This is a genomic window from Billgrantia gudaonensis (genome assembly GCF_900100195.1).
Classification (GTDB): domain Bacteria; phylum Pseudomonadota; class Gammaproteobacteria; order Pseudomonadales; family Halomonadaceae; genus Halomonas; species Halomonas gudaonensis.
In genome coordinates this window covers 215,764-230,318 of the sequence record NZ_FNES01000005.1, presented here as the reverse complement: position 1 = coordinate 230,318, position 14,555 = coordinate 215,764, and the positions used below count along the sequence as shown (strand labels likewise).

Here is a 14,555-nt window from a genome sequence, read left to right as displayed (position 1 = left end):
TTTCGGCGGCCCGAGCGGGTGATGATCGCCTTCGACGGCAGCAAGACCACCCGCAAGGGGGTGGAGATGCTGGCCAAGAGTCCGCTGTTCGCAGGAGTGGTCGTGCACGTGGTGATCGTCGGTGCCGAGACGGGCGACAACCGTTCGCAGCTCGACTGGGCACTGGCCACGCTGCGCGAAGCCGGTCATGACGCCGAAGGAGCGATCCGTGCCGGCGAGGTGGAAGCCACGCTGCGCGGCTATCAGGCGGAGCACGACATCGACCTGCTGGTGATGGGCGCCTACGGCCACTCGCGGATTCGTCATCTGCTGGTGGGCAGCACCACCACGACGATGCTGCGCAGGGCCAGCGTGCCGGTGCTGCTGTTGCGTTGAGTGGAGAACGCATGGAGCGGCTTGCCGGTCGTTGGGGCGGTAATGGCCGACCTGATCATAGAGTTCTGTCAGGAGGTTTGGGGTATCCGCTTAGGAAGGCGTAGTCGCTACGGCCGCAGGAGTATAGGGGAGCATGGTCTGAGCTGGGCTCAAGGACAGGTTTCGCCGAGCACCAGCTCGGTGTGCAACAGCTGCGATTCGGCGGGAGCCAGACCAAGGATCATGCGCGCCGCGATACGTCCCTTTTCGGTGCTGTCCTGACGCACCGTGGTCAGCCGCGGTGCGCGATATTGACCCTCAGCGATGCCGTCGAAGCCGGTGATGCGCAGGTCTTCGGGGATGCGTAGACCGCGTGCCTCGGCGAGCATCAGGGCCGTCAGGGCGATGCGGTCGGACATGCATAGCAGCAGGTCGGGACGCTCGTCGTCGGGCAGGGCCAGGAGATCCTCGATCACTGGTGCACACACCTCGTGGGTGTTCTCTTCGATGTTCCACATCGGCACCTCGCCGGGCTCGATGCCGTGGTTGGCGAAGGCCCGGTAGAAGCCGTCCAGTCGGGCGCGGGTGATGGTGCGATTCGCTGGCAGCAGGGTCTGCTCCGGCCCGATACGGCCGTTGCAGGGCTGCTCAGTGAGTCGCAGGTTGATCACCGCGGGGCGTCTCGGCGGGGTCGCCAGGGCGTGATCGGCGATGGCGTAGGCTGCCGGTTCGTTGTCCACGTGGATGCAGGCGTGGTGCTCGATATCGAAGTCCACCGCAACCAGGGGACGCTGGGCAGGCAGATCGGCGAGCAGCGCGAGACTCGGCATCAGCCCGTAGACGATGTAACCGTCGGCGATGCTTGCCGAGCTCGGCATCCTTGCGGGCGACTGGCGTCCTGAGAGTAGCAGCAGGGTATGGCCCTGGGTGTCCAGCACCTCGGCGATGCCCGATAGCAGCTCGCTGGCCACGGGGTCGTTGAGGCTGTAAGTGAGGCTCTCGGCGAGGATAACCGCGATGATCTGAGAGCGACCGGTACGCAGACTGCGAGCTTTGGCGTCGGGGCCGTGGTAGCGAAGCCGCTGGGCTTCGGTGAGGATGCGCTCGCGCAAAGCGGGTGAGAGTTGATCCGGACGGTTGAAGGCATTGGAGACAGTAGCCGTGGAGACGCCGAGTTCGCGGGCCAGATCCTTGAGGGTGATGCGACGAGAGGGAGGCACGGGGCGACTCCAATGAACTATAACGATTCAGTTAGCCGCCTAGCATAGCGCGTCCGGCAGTGGGCTGCCAGTGCGGCCTGAGCAGCCGCACGACCGCCGGCGACTCAGCCTACGAGCAGCCAGGCGGCCGGGTCGGGTGCTAGGTGGAGTACGCTTTCCCCCGCCATGGTGCGGCCATGCCGGGCAGATTGAGAGGTTGCCAGTCGGCGATGCCTGGCCGCATACCAACCGGGTCGATGGTCGCGTTCAGGCGGCCCTGGACCGTTTGGCGATGCCCAGTGCCCGGTCGTGCGCGTCGAACAGGTGGACGTGCTCGAGATCGGGCACTAGCGCGACCCGCTGGCCAATGCTCCAGTGGCTGGGGGCCTCGCTACGATGGATCAGTAGGGTGTCGCCGGCCTTGGGCTCGAGGTAGACGTAGACCTCGTTGCCCAGGTACTCGACGTTGACGATCTCGAAGCGGTTGTTGCCTTCGGCCTCGGCCAGGCGCAGGTGCTCGGGGCGCACGCCCAGCGTCAGCTTGGCACCGGCACCTTGACCGTTGGCATCCTGGGGCAGGGCCAGCTTGCCCAGCCCCGGCGCGCTGACCCGACACCCCTCGGCATCGCCGCCAAGCAATTCGGCCGGCATGAAGTTCATGGTCGGCGAGCCGATGAAACCGGCCACGAAGCGCGTCGCCGGTCGCTGGTAGAGTTCCTGCGGGCTGCCTACCTGCTCGATGGACCCGTTGCGTAGGACCACGATCTTGTCAGCCAGGGTCATGGCCTCGACCTGGTCGTGGGTCACGTAGATTACGGTGGAGCCCAAGCGCTGGTGGAGGCGGGCGATCTCGTTACGCATCTGCACGCGCAGCGAGGCGTCGAGGTTAGAGAGTGGCTCGTCGAACAGCAGAATGCGGGGCTCACGGGCCATGGCGCGCCCCATGGCCACGCGCTGGCGCTGGCCGCCGGAGAGCGCCTTGGGCTTGCGGTGCAGCAGGTCTTCGAGTTGCAGGATGCGCGCCGTGGCCATCACCCGCTCCTTGATGGTCTCGCTGCCTTCCTTGGCCAGCTTGAGGCCGAAGGCCATGTTTTCGTAGACCGTCATGTGCGGATAGAGGGCGTAGGACTGGAAGACCATGCCCACACCCCGCTCGCGGGGCGGCAGGTCGTTGACAACGTCGCCGGCGATGCGCAGTTCACCTTCGGTGATCGACTCCAGGCCGGCGATCAGCCGCAGCAGGGTCGACTTGCCGCAGCCGGAGGGGCCGACGAAGACGACGAACTCGCCGTCGCCGATGCTGAGGTCGATGCCCTTGATGATGTGGTCGCGACCGAAGACCTTGTTGATCTTGTCCAGGGTTACGCTTGCCATTGTCTTGACTCCTTGCCGGCTCCCGGTGCTGGGGTTACTCGTCGAGGACCGGCGTGTTGTTGTGTCGTAGGCAAATGTCGGTGACGTGTCAGCCCAACCGATAGAAGGCCGCCTGGTAGGCCGGCAGGCGCAAGGTGTCGTCGTCGAGATCGGCGCTGAAGCCATGCCCCTCGAGGGCCTTGTTCGCCGTCATCGGCAGCGGGGTCTCATGGGCTTGGCCGGTGAGGTTGAACACGCAGAGGATCTTCTCGTCGGCCGTCTCGCGGACGAAACCGAGCAGCGCGTTGCCGACGTCGACCAGGGTGAGGTCGCCGTCGATCAGTGCTGGATGAGCGGCCCGGAAGGCCAGCAGCCGACGCGTGGCGTTGAGTACTGAGGTTGAGTCGTTCTGCTGGCGCGACACGGCCAGGGCCAGGTGGCGCTCGTCCACCGGTAGCCAGGGGTCCACGCCCGGAGCGGTGAAGCCGGCGTCCCGGTTCGGCTCCCAGGGCATGGGGGTACGGCAGCCGTCGCGGCCCTTGAACTCCGGCCACAGTACCTTGCCGTAGGGGTCCTGGAGGCGGGCGAAGGGCACCTCGGCCTCGGGCAGACCCAACTCCTCGCCCTGGTAGACGCAGACGCTGCCGCGCAGCGAGAAGAGCATGGCCAGGGCCACCTTGGAATAGGCGACGGGATCCTCTCCGGAGCCCCAGCGGGTGGCACATCTCACTACGTCGTGGTTGGAGAGTGCCCAGCAGGGCCAGGCATCGCCGGCCAGGCGCTGGAAGCGCTCGATCACCTCACGAATGTAGGCCGGCGAATGGGGGTCGTTGAGCAGGTCGAAGGTGTAGGCCATGTGCAGCTTGTCGCCGCCGGCGGTGTACTCGGCCATGCGCGCCAGCGGCTCATCGTCGCCGATCTCGCCCACTGTGGTGGTGCCGGGAAACGCGTCCATCAGGGCTCGCAGGTCGCGCAGGAAGTCGAGGTTCTCCGGACGGCTGATGTCATGGATGTGGCGTTGCCAGGTGTAGGGGTTGCTGTCCGGGGCACCCAGCGTCTTGTCGGCATCGGCCGGTACCGGCGGGTTGTCACGTAACTCGGGGTCGTGGAAGTAGAAGTTGACCGTGTCCAGGCGGAAACCGTCGACGCCGAGCTCCAGCCAGAAGCGCATATTGTCCAGTTGTGCCTGACGCACTTCCGGGTTGTGGAAATTGAGATCCGGCTGGCTGCTCAGGAAGTTGTGCAGATAGTACTGGCGGCGCCGCGAGTCGAAGGTCCAGGCCGGCCCGCCGAAGATCGACAGCCAGTTGTTGGGCGGCGTACCGTCGGGTCTGGGATCGGCCCACACGTACCAGTCGGCCTTGGGATTGTCGCGACTCTGGCGGCTTTGCTCGAACCAGGGATGGGCATCCGCAGTATGGCTGATCACTTGATCGATGATCACCTTCAGGCCCAGGGCGTGGGCCCGGTCCAGCAGGGCCTTGAAGTCGGCCAGGGTGCCGAACATCGGGTCGACGTCGCGGTAATCGCTCACGTCGTAGCCGAAATCCTTCATCGGCGAGGTGAAGAAGGGCGACAGCCAGATGCCGTCCACGCCGAGGCTCGCCACGTAATCGAGTTTCTCGGTAATCCCCGGCAGGTCGCCGATGCCATCGCCGTTGGCGTCCATGAAGCTGCGCGGGTATATCTGGTAGATGACGCCGCCGCGCCACCAGGTCAGGTTGTCTTGCATCTGGGTTTCCATGAATGACATGAGACGATTTATCCTTTCACTGCACCAGCGGTGAGGCCGGAGACGATGCGCTTCTGAAAGATCATGACCAGCACCACCAGGGGCACGGTGACGGTCACCGAGGCGGCCATGATCGGCCCCCAGGGCAGCTCGTGTTGGCTACCGCCGGAGATCAGGGCGATGGCCACCGGCACGGTGCGTTGGTGGTCGGAGAGGGTGAAGGTCAGGGCGAACAGGAACTCGTTCCAGGCGGCGATGAAGGCCAGCAGTCCGGTAGTCGCCATGGCGGGCCACATCAGCGGCAGGAATACCTTGGTGATGGTTACCCAAGGGGTGGCGCCATCCATGATCGCCGCCTCCTCGAGCTCCTGTGGCAGCTGCTTCATGAAGGTGGTCAGCACCCAGACGGTGAAGGGCAGAGTGAAGATGGTGTAGCTCAGAATCAGACCGGCGGGGTTGTTGTAGAGGCCGAGCCCACGGATCACCTCGAACAGCCCGGATAGCACCGCGACCTGAGGAAACATCGAGACACCGAGTACCACCAGCATTACCGTGGTGCGGCCGCGGAAGCGGACCCGACCCAGTGCGTAGGAGGCGGTGATGCCGAGCAGCAGGGCGATGGCCACCACGCTGATCGAGACCAGGATGGAATTGAAGATAGCGCGCACGAAGCTGCTCTGGCTGAAGATCTGGGCGTAGTTGGAAAAGTCCAGCGAATCCAGCCAGTAGCTCACGCTGAACAGCTCGCTCGACGGCTTCAGCGAGGTGATCACGGCGTAGTAGAAGGGAAAGATGGCGTAGATCAGCACTACGGCCACCAGTACCCAGAAGCCGATACGGGTGGCGAGCTTGTTGAAGCGGCGTGAGGTCATGTCAGTCGCCTCCCAGTTGCAGTTGATTGCGGCCCAGATAGAGGTAGGCCACCGTGACCAGGGCGATGATCAGGAACAGCAGGGTCGAGGCGGCGCTGCCATAGCCGACATCCTGGAATTCCACCAACTGCTGGCGGGCGTAGATTGACATGGTCATGGTGCTGGAGGCGTTGGAAGTCAGCACGTAGATGACGTCGAACACGCGCAGGGCATCGAGTAGGCGGAAGATCACCGCCACCATCAGCGCCGGGGTGATCAACGGCAGGGTCACCTTGAAGAACACTCTGACCGGATGGATGCCGTCGACCTCGGCGGCTTCGAAGCAGTCCTTGGGCAGCATCTGCAGGGCCGCCAGGGCGAGCAGGGCGACGAAGGGGATGGTCTTCCAGACGTCGACCATGATCACCGCCCACATGGAGTAAGTAGTACTGGCGGTCCAGGCGATGGGCGAATCGATGAGGCCCAGGGTCATCAGCAGGTGGTTGATGATCCCGAACTGATCGTTGAGCATCCAGGCCCACATCTTGGCCGAGACGATGGTGGGAATCGCCCAGGGGATCAGCACCGCGGCGCGCACCAGCATGCGGCCCTTGAACTCGGCGTTGAGGATCAGTGCGACGATGACGCCGAAGACCACCTCCAGCGATACCGATACCATAGCGAAGAACAGCGTGTTCCACACCGAGCGCCACCACATCGGGTCGGTAAGCAGGCCGTACCACTCGCCCTCGTCGTAGACCAGGTAGTTCTCCAGGCCGATGAAATTGGCCGCGCCGAGGGCCGACAAGGTGCCATCGGTGAGGCTGAAGTAGAAGGTGCGCAGCAGCGGCCAGCCGGCCACCAGGGCCAGGGTGACGAGCATGGGAGCGAGGAAGGTCCAGGCCGCGCGCACCCGCTGCCGGCGGACCTTGGTGCCGCGATAGGGGTGCACCCTTTCGGGCGCACTCGGGGGCGTGGTGGTCGTCATGTCGGACTCCACGGGTTATTTCCAACGACGCTCGAGGCGGCGCATCTGGCCTTCCAGCTGCACGAGGGCATCGGAGGCGCTCATGTCGCCGGAGAGCACGGAGTGGGTCGTGTCGAAGAAGGCGTTGGAGACACGGCCGTAGCTGTCGCCGGTGACCGCCGAAGGACGTGCCACGGCGTTGGCGAAGGTGGCGTAGAGTGCGCCGAAGAAGGGCACTGCCTCGAGCACCTCCTCATCCTCGTAGAGAGTCTCCAGGGTCGGATTGTAGGAGCCCTCGATGGCACGACGCTTCTGCTCCTGCTCCGAGGTCAGGAAGGCCACCAGGTCGGCGGCGAGTTCGGGGTTCTCGCTATACTTGGAGACCGCCAGGTTCCAGCCGCCCAGAGTCGCGGCGCTCTCCCCATCCGGCCCATGGGGCAGCTTGACCACGCCGACCTTGTCGCGCACGTCGCTATCCTCGCTCTGGGCCAGCGACCAGGCGTAGGGCCAGTTGCGCATGAACACTGCGTTGCCGCTCTGGAAGATGCCGCGGGCCTCCTCCTCGGTGTAGTTGAGCACCCCCACGGGGCTGATGTCGTCGATCCAGGAGGCGGCCAGGTCAAGAGCTGCGGCGGCCCGGTCGTTGTTGATGGTCACCTTGCCGTCCTCGTCGACGAGGGTGCCCCCGCCGTGACTGGCCACCCACTCCAGGGCATTGGTGGTGAGTCCCTCGTAAGCGCGGCCCTGGAAGACGAAGCCCCACATCTTGTCGTTGCCGGCCTCGCGCTCGGCGGCCTGGATGTCGGCAGCGATCTCGGTGAGCTCCTCCCAAGTTTGGGGCGGCTTGTGGCCGTACTCTTCGAGGAGGTCTTTGCGGTAGTAGAGCACGCCGGCGTCGGTGAACCAGGGCATGGCGACCAGTCGGCCGTCGATGGTGTTGTTATCGACGATGGCCGGGAAGTGGCCTTCGGTGGCGTCCTCGCCCAGCGTTTCGCTGAGGTCGAGCAGGTGGTTGGCCAGCAGGCCCGGCCACACCACGTCGATCTGCATCACGTCGATGTCGCTGGAGTTGGCGGAGAGGATCTGCTGGTAGAGCGACAGTCGTTCGGTGGAGGAGTTGGGAGTGGAGACGATGTCCACCTCGTGGCCGGTCTCCTCCTCCCAGGCAGCTACACCCTCCTCGCAGAGCTCGAGTTCGGCGCCCACAGCGCCGCAGGAGATGGTGATGTCGGCGGCCTGACCGGCACCGGAGAGGGCAGTGCTGCCCAGAACGATAGCGGTGATCAGTGGCTTCTTGAGCATGGCGAGTTCCTCGTCGTGGCTTGTTGTTGTGGGATCTGAGGGGCAAGCGGGACTGTCCGCTCGGCACATGACTTAAACGATTAAGATCGTGGCGACAGTTAAGACTACGGACCGAGGCGCATCAACCTAGACTTTTGTCGCAATCGGCGCTTCGTTCAAGCAGACTTAAACGATTAAGACATTGGTCGAAAATACGGCTCCCCGCGTTGTCGCCTGAAGCTTAAACGATTAAGTTTTCTCTGCCGCGTCGTCCATCGGCGCATGGGCATGGGAGTTGGGCTTGCCACCTCCATCGCCCGCTTGTGAGCAACGCCTTCGACAACAACAAAGGATGCATCATCATGAACCACGTCATCTTCAAGACCCCGCTGGTCGTCGCCGTGGCCGCTGCCGGCCTCGCCCTGGCTGGCAATGCCGCCGCTCAGTCCACCGACCTCGAAGCTCGCCTGGCCGAGCTGGAAGCACGGATCGAAGCTGCCGAGCAACGAGCCGACGCCGCCGAAGAACGTGCCGAGCTGGCCGAGGCGCGGGCCGACGAACGGCTCTCCGACGAGGAGGTGGAGGAGCGCCTGGCCAAGGTGGAACGCCAGGCAAGCGGCGAGGAGGGCTTCTCCTTCAACGCCTACGCCCGCTCCGGACTGCTGATCGGTGACGACGGCAAGAGCGCCGAGGGTGGTCCCTACCTGACCCCCGCCGGCGGTAACGGTGGCGCCGTGGGCCGCCTGGGCAACGAGCCAGACACCTACGCCGAGGCGATCCTCAACTACCGCATGCGCTTCGACAACGGCGCCAAGGCCAAGTACACCACCATGCTGGCCGACGGGGTGACCACCAGCAATGACTGGACCGCTGACGAGTCGAGCCTCAATGTGCGCCAGGTCTATGCTGAATTCAGCGATCTGCCGAGCTTCACCGGCGCCTTCGAGAACGCCTCTATCTGGGCCGGCAAGCGCTTCGACCGCGACAACTTCGATATCCACTGGCTCGACAGCGACGTCATCTTCCTCTCCGGCACCGGCGCTGGTATCTACGACATGCAACTGGGCGAGGACTGGACCTCCAACCTCTCCCTTTACGGGCGCAGCTTCTCCGACTACCGGGTCGATAGTGAGAACCCCGACGACACCGGCAGTACCGACAACCTGATCCTGACCTCCAACAACTATTTCGGTGACTGGCAGTGGATGGTCAGTGGCATGTCCGCTGCCGACAACGACGAGCGCGATATCGACCCCGGCCAGACGGCCGCCGACGGCGGCTTTCATACCATGGTGGCCTACCACGGGGACAGCTTCTTCGGTCTCTCCGAGGGCAACTTCAAGGCGGCACTCATCCACGGCCAGGGACTGGGCGCCGAGGTCAAGAGCATCGGTGCCGACGGTAACCTGACCGACGACGCCACCACCTCTCGCATTGGGCTGTATGGCACCACCTACCTGGCGCCGCAATGGCGCGTGGCCCCGGCGCTTCTCGCCGAGACCAGCGAGGACCGCTATGTCGACGGCGATCAGTACGACTGGGTGACCTTCAATGTGCGCCTGGCCAACGAGCTGACCGAGAACTTCGAGATGCAGTACGAAGGCAGCTACCAGTGGATGGATCTAGATCCGCAGGGTTTCGGTGGTAACAACGCCGTTGAGGGCGACTATACCAAGTTGACCATCGCCCCGACTTTCAAGCCCGATGTGGGTGGCTTCTGGAAGCGTCCTGAGATCCGCTTGTTCGCCTCCTGGAGCGACTGGGACGACGAGCTGAACGGCTACAGCGACGACGATGCTCTGGGCAGCGACGGCTTCACCGGCAGCGAGTGGACCTTCGGCGTGCAGACCGAAGTCTGGTTCTGAGGCAGGCACCGGAGGGGCTGCCTAGCTGAGCTGTTTCGATCCTAGCCTGCGGCATGCCGTAGGCTTTTTGCTGCGCATCGGTCGTCGACATGAGCGATTCGGAACTCAGCGGCAGGGCGTGCTGGCCAGCACGCCCTGCGCCAGCCACCAGCCGACCACCAGAAAGGCCAGCATGCCGGCCAGGATCCCCTGGAACGAGCTCCCCAGGTCGAGAACGACGCCGATTACCGCCGGTGCCAACCCGGTCGAGAAGACCATGGCGGCGCTCAGGGTGGCGCGGACCGTGCCCAGGTGCTCGGCGCCCCAGATGCGCACTAGCAGGCTGGTGGCGATCGATTCCTGGGCGCCCATGGCCAGGCCGCCGCCCACCATCAGCATCCACACGCCGAGATCCCCGCCCAGCGTGAGCGCCACGCCGAGTGCCACGGCGTAGGGCAGCAGGTAGAGTCGGGCTAGACGAACCGGGCCCAGGCGGTCGACCCAGCGGCCGCCCATCAGCGCTCCGGGCAGCTTGGCCAGCCCCATGCCGGTGAGTGCCAGGGCATATACCGCCAGGCTACTGCCCAGGTCCGTCGTGAGCCGGGCCTGATAGATGAACAGCCCGGTCATGGTGATCGGCAAGGTCATCAGCAGCGGCAGCAGCTGCCAGAAGCGCCGCTCGCGGAAGGGACGCGGCCCGTCGTGGTGTTGGCCGCGCCCGGGGCGCTTGCCCGGCGCTGACGGCCAGGGACCGCGCCACATGGCGAAGCTCCACAGCGTCAGCAGTACCAGGCCGAACAGCCACCACAGCTCTCGCCAGCCGAGCCACACCAGCAGGGCGGCCATCAGCGGCGGAAGGACCGTTTCGCCGAGCATGATGCCCATGCTCACCAGCCCCAGGGCGCGCCCGCGAAGGTTGGAAAACTCGCGTCCCGCCAAGGTGTTGCCCAGGTGGGTCAGCATACCCTGACCGCACAGCCGAACCACTCCCAGGCCGATGAGTCCCAGGCCCCACCAAGGCGAGAGCGTGAGCAGCAGCACCCCGAGGGTCAGTGCACCGAGCACCAGCAGCGCGAAGCGCCGCGGCGGTACCCAATCGATGGCCGGCCCGAGGCGCAGCATGGCGAACCCCGCCACCAGCGTGACGGTGGCGTAGGCGGTGCCGAACTGACCGGCGGTCAGCCCCAGCCGTTCGCTGATCGGGGCCTGGAAGAGTCCGATGAAAAAGCTCTGGCCCAGGCTCGACGAGAACATCGCCAGGAAGGCGATGCCGAGCAATCCGCGGTGATCGCGTAGAAGCGTGCGGTAACCCATGACGCTATCCCAGTGCAGTGGCAAGATGGTCGCTGGCGGCGGCCGGTCGCAAAACCCTAGATGATAGCAGCTGAGCACCGCCGACAGGCGGCGGACTCCGCCAGCGTGGACGGGAGAACGAGATGAACCATCCGGAACTGGATACGGACGCCGTGGTGGCACGCCTGCACGACTTGCGTGAAGAGTTGCGGGCGGAGAGCGAGTCGAGCCGCTCTGCGCGAGATACCGTGATGCTCGACCAGACCTCGGTAGGGCGGTTGTCGCGCATGGATGCCTTGCAGGGGCAGGCCATGGCCAAGGCCGAGGAGGAGCGTCGCCAGCTCTCCCTGAAACGCATCACCGCGGCTCTGCAGCGCATCGAGCGCGGCGAGTACGGCGAATGCATCGAATGCGGCGAGTGGATCGGCAAGCAGCGCCTGGAGTGGGATCCGCTGGTACTCAAGTGCATCGACTGCGCTGAGTGAATCTACCGGCTACCGGGATCCTCGATGGGGGCCTCGCGCGGGCGCAGACGCCGCGACAGGGCATCCACGACGATGTTCAGCGCGGCGGTGATCAACAGCAGGAAGAACGCCACGTCGAACATCAGATAGTCGAACCCCTCTTCGATGTAGAAGCCGAGCGTGGCGACTCCCAGCATGCCCAGCACCGCGGTCTCGCGGAGGATGACCTCGGCACGGTAGTAAAGCAGCGCCAAAAGCCCCGGGTAGACCCGCGGCAGCAGCTCGTAGGCGATGCGGCCCGAGCTCGGCATGTCCGGCATGCCGGGTGCGATGGCGTCGGCGTGACGAGCGACCAGGAAGGCGATCAGCGCGCCGTTGTGTAGCGCCAACGCCAGCCAGGCGGGCAGCAGCGAGGGGCCCAAGAGCAGCAGGAATACGAACGCCAGCATCAGCTCGGGGGTGGAGCGCAGGAACACCAGCAGGCCATGCCCGGCCAGCCGCGTGGCGCGATTGCCGAAGTGGCGGCAGGCCAGGGGCCACAGCGCTAGCGCCACGCCGAGTGCGCCCACGGTGCCGAGCAACCCCAGCAGTAGGGTGTTGCCGACGGCCGGCCCCAGCTCGGGCAGGCGCACGACCCACTCCACGAGCCCGGCCCAGTCGCCGGCGAGCAGCGGCGCCGGCCAGATGTCGGTCGATACGAAGCGCCACAGCAGGGCGCCGTCCACGCTCGGCCAGGGGCCGAGCAGCCAGACCCCCACCACCAGCAACACGGGGATCAGCCGGCGATGCCCCCACCAGGGCAGGCTGGCGATCAGCAGGTAGAAGAGCCACAGCAAGGCTCCGGCTTCATGGTAGCGCCCTTCGCGAAAGGCGGTTTCGAGGTGGAAGCCGAGGGTGGGCAGGCCGACGAAACCGAGCAGCACGCTGGCGCGCAGGGCGCACTCGAAGCGGTAGCGGGTGTAAGCCGCCATGCGAGTCCAGGCCAGCGGCAGCTCGGCGTAGACGAAACGCGACAGCCGGCCGACGCCGGGGACGAGTGCCTCGCGGGGAGCGCGCGGCGTCTGCTCGAGAATCTCGGCATAGACCTTGGCGAAGATGCCGGCGTAGGGAATCGCCAGAGCAGCGAGTGCCGTCGCCGCCGACAGCCCGAACACCTGCATGAAGAGCAGCGCCCAGAACAGTTCGTGGATCGCTCGCACGAAAGCGCATCCGGCACGCACCAACCGCGAGCGGGCGAACAGCAGCGCCAGGGGGAAGCCTAGCGCCAGGCCGCCCAGCGTTCCCCACAAGGCCACGGCCAAGGTGAGGCCAAGTGCCGAGAACGGCGATTCCAGCGACTCCCAAGCCGGCCAGGCCAGCCCTTGCACCATGCGCCCGAGCTCGGCCCAAGGATCACGGGTGAGGATCGCCAGATCGGCGAGCGGCAGCAGCACCACCGCCAGCGCCACCAGGGTCAGCGAGTGGCGCGCCAGGCGCACGCCGGGCGTGGTGCCGGCCAGCCAGCCCGGGCGCCGCTCGTCGATGCTGGCTTCGCTCATGCTCTTCCTCGGCCGCAGGGTAGGGTGGCCAGGTCGAGGGGAGTGGAGGGGGGCGGAGTGCCTGGCAGGGACGAGTCGGCGTCGGGGTAGAGGGCGTCGAGATCGGCGAGGCGCAGTTCACGGGTCGCCGCGTCGATTGCCAGGTGCCCGTCGCGAAGTCCCCATACCCGGTCGAAGTGAGACAACGCCAGCTCGCGCTGATGCAGGGCGATTACCGTGGTGGCGTGGCGCGCCTCGATCAGCGCCAGCAGGCGCAGCGCCTGGTGGGGATCGACGCTGGCCAGCGGCTCATCGCCGAGGAACAGCGTTCGCCGCTGGTAGAGGGCTCGCGCGATGGCCACACGCTGACGCTGGCCGCCCGAAAGCTCGCCCACCGGACGACGCAGCAGGCCGTCGAGGCCGAGTTCCTTCGTCAGTGCGGCGATTTCGCGCCAGGGTGCCTTGAGCGGGCGCACCAGGTTCCACAGGTTGGCCAGCGCCGAGCGCTCGGCGAGCCGGCCCATGTAGACGTTGTGGTAGACGGCCAACTGGGGTACCAGGCCGTGGTGCTGAGGGCACCAGGCGGCTCGATCGTCCAATCGCGCACGCAGGGCGGCGAGCAGCGTCGACTTGCCGGCACCGCTCTGGCCGAGCAGGGCCACGCGCTCTCCCTCGTGCAGTTCGAGCGACAGGTCGTGGAGTACCGCGCGATACTGCCTGCCCCGGCCGTGCCCCACGGATTCGCCGTTCAGGGCGATCAGGGGGCGGCGTTGCTCGCTCTCCATGTCGCGACCGCTCAGCGCAGCAGGCCCAGGTCTGCCGCCACCTTCTCGATGGGCTCGTACATGGCGTTGTCGGCGGGGATGAACGTCTCGCGCGGGAAGGAGGCGAGCAGCTCGGGGTCGTCCATCTCCAGAAAGGCGGCCTGGACCTTCTCGGTGAAACCTTCGCCAAAGCGCTCCTCGGCGTCGCCGCGTAGAGTCCAGTTGTAATCGGGGTAGGGCGGCGTTTCCCAGATCACGCTGACCTTGTCGGTATCCACGCGCCCCTCTTCGACGGCGGCGTCCCACACGGTGTAGTTAACCGCGCCGAGATCGTAGGTGCCGGCCTCCACCAGGGCGATGGTGCGCGAGTGGTCGCCGGAGTAGCCGACCCGCGAGAACAGTGTCTCGGGGGCGGCGCCATCGAAGCGCTCGCGCAGGAAATGTTCGGGCATCAGCCGTCCCGAGGTGGAGGTGCGCGAGCCGAAGGTGAAGGTCATGCCCTCGATCTCATCGGAGAGTGCGTCGCTGCGTTCGAGCCCGGTGGATTCGTGGGCGATGACGTAGCTGACGAAGGCGTCGTCCTCGCTGCCCTGGGCCAGCGCCTGGGAGCCCGGTACCAGGCGGCGTGCCTGCACGCCCGAGAGACCGCCGAACCACGCCAGTTGCACCTGGTCGTTGCGAAAGGCGGTGACCGCCGCCCCGTAGGATTTCACCGGCACGTACTCCACCTCGACGCCCAACCGTTCTTCCAGGTAATCGGCGACCTGGGAGAAGCGCTCGATCAGCCGCGACTGGTCCTCGTCGGGAATGGCGGTGAAGCGAAAGGTCTCGGCCGCTGCGGCCGGGGCGACGAGCGCGAAGACGACGGCGGCGAGCGCGGTACGGTGCATGGGGCTCTCCTGAGCGATGGGTAAAGCGCCATTGTTCCGCTGCACC

13 protein-coding genes are annotated in these 14,555 nt (G+C 65.9%); 3 read left to right on the top strand and 10 right to left on the bottom strand.

The genetic code is table 11. The features are described 5' to 3' along the window. Window positions 1-375, top strand: a 375-nt coding sequence (locus tag BLP96_RS08605) for a universal stress protein (RefSeq protein ID WP_143005086.1), incomplete at its 5' end; no start/stop codon positions are given. Window positions 376-524: 149 nt separating this feature from the next. Here BLP96_RS08605 and BLP96_RS08600 read toward each other — a convergent pair. The 6 genes from BLP96_RS08600 to BLP96_RS08575 all read right to left on the bottom strand — a co-directional run bounded on the left by BLP96_RS08600 (window position 525) and on the right by BLP96_RS08575 (window position 7,758). Beyond that, window positions 525-1,574, bottom strand: coding sequence for a LacI family DNA-binding transcriptional regulator (locus tag BLP96_RS08600; protein WP_176761488.1), 1,050 nt, complete (start codon window positions 1,572-1,574; stop codon window positions 525-527). A gap of 246 nt (window positions 1,575-1,820) precedes the next feature. Continuing rightward, entirely contained in the window at window positions 1,821-2,927 is a 1,107-nt protein-coding gene (locus BLP96_RS08595) for an ABC transporter ATP-binding protein (protein ID WP_089685145.1), read from the bottom strand. An 88-nt stretch (window positions 2,928-3,015) separates the two neighbouring features. Next, entirely contained in the window at window positions 3,016-4,638 is a 1,623-nt protein-coding gene (locus BLP96_RS08590) for an alpha-glucosidase family protein (protein ID WP_089685182.1), read from the bottom strand. A 29-nt stretch (window positions 4,639-4,667) separates the two neighbouring features. Continuing rightward, window positions 4,668-5,510: a carbohydrate ABC transporter permease gene (locus BLP96_RS08585; protein ID WP_089685143.1), complete on the bottom strand. Its 843-nt coding sequence runs from the start codon at window positions 5,508-5,510 to the stop codon at window positions 4,668-4,670. A 1-nt stretch (window position 5,511) separates the two neighbouring features. Continuing rightward, window positions 5,512-6,477, bottom strand: a complete 966-nt coding sequence (locus BLP96_RS08580; RefSeq protein WP_089685141.1) for a carbohydrate ABC transporter permease — start codon at window positions 6,475-6,477, stop codon at window positions 5,512-5,514. 15 nt (window positions 6,478-6,492) lie between these two features. Next, on the bottom strand, window positions 6,493-7,758 hold the full coding sequence (locus tag BLP96_RS08575; RefSeq protein ID WP_089685138.1) for an ABC transporter substrate-binding protein: 1,266 nt from the start codon (window positions 7,756-7,758) through the stop codon (window positions 6,493-6,495). A 341-nt stretch (window positions 7,759-8,099) separates the two neighbouring features. Between BLP96_RS08575 and BLP96_RS08570 the strand changes: the two genes are divergently transcribed. After that, complete coding sequence (locus BLP96_RS08570) at window positions 8,100-9,602, top strand: carbohydrate porin (protein ID WP_089685180.1); 1,503 nt, start codon at window positions 8,100-8,102, stop codon at window positions 9,600-9,602. A gap of 105 nt (window positions 9,603-9,707) precedes the next feature. Here the strand turns inward: BLP96_RS08570 and BLP96_RS08565 are convergent, their stop codons facing one another. Further along, window positions 9,708-10,895 (bottom strand): MFS transporter, encoded by a 1,188-nt coding sequence (locus BLP96_RS08565; protein WP_089685136.1) that lies wholly within the window; start codon window positions 10,893-10,895, stop codon window positions 9,708-9,710. 122 nt (window positions 10,896-11,017) lie between these two features. On the opposite strand from BLP96_RS08565, the gene BLP96_RS08560 reads away from it, so the two are divergent. Next, complete coding sequence (locus tag BLP96_RS08560; protein WP_089685135.1) at window positions 11,018-11,359, top strand: TraR/DksA family transcriptional regulator; 342 nt, start codon at window positions 11,018-11,020, stop codon at window positions 11,357-11,359. A 2-nt stretch (window positions 11,360-11,361) separates the two neighbouring features. Here BLP96_RS08560 and BLP96_RS08555 read toward each other — a convergent pair whose 3' ends face one another. The 3 genes from BLP96_RS08555 to BLP96_RS08545 are packed head-to-tail and all read right to left on the bottom strand — an operon-like array spanning window position 11,362 to window position 14,509. Continuing rightward, window positions 11,362-12,876, bottom strand: a complete 1,515-nt coding sequence (locus tag BLP96_RS08555) for a PhnE/PtxC family ABC transporter permease (RefSeq protein WP_176761487.1) — start codon at window positions 12,874-12,876, stop codon at window positions 11,362-11,364. After that, entirely contained in the window at window positions 12,873-13,640 is a 768-nt protein-coding gene (locus BLP96_RS08550; RefSeq protein WP_089685133.1) for an ATP-binding cassette domain-containing protein, read from the bottom strand. The genes BLP96_RS08555 and BLP96_RS08550 overlap by 4 nt, the downstream gene beginning before the upstream one ends. Before the next feature lie 11 nt (window positions 13,641-13,651). Then, the gene (locus BLP96_RS08545; RefSeq protein WP_089685131.1) at window positions 13,652-14,509 is read right to left on the bottom strand and encodes a putative selenate ABC transporter substrate-binding protein; all 858 of its coding nucleotides are present in this window, start codon (window positions 14,507-14,509) and stop codon (window positions 13,652-13,654) included. Between the last annotated feature and the right edge of the window lie 46 nt (window positions 14,510-14,555).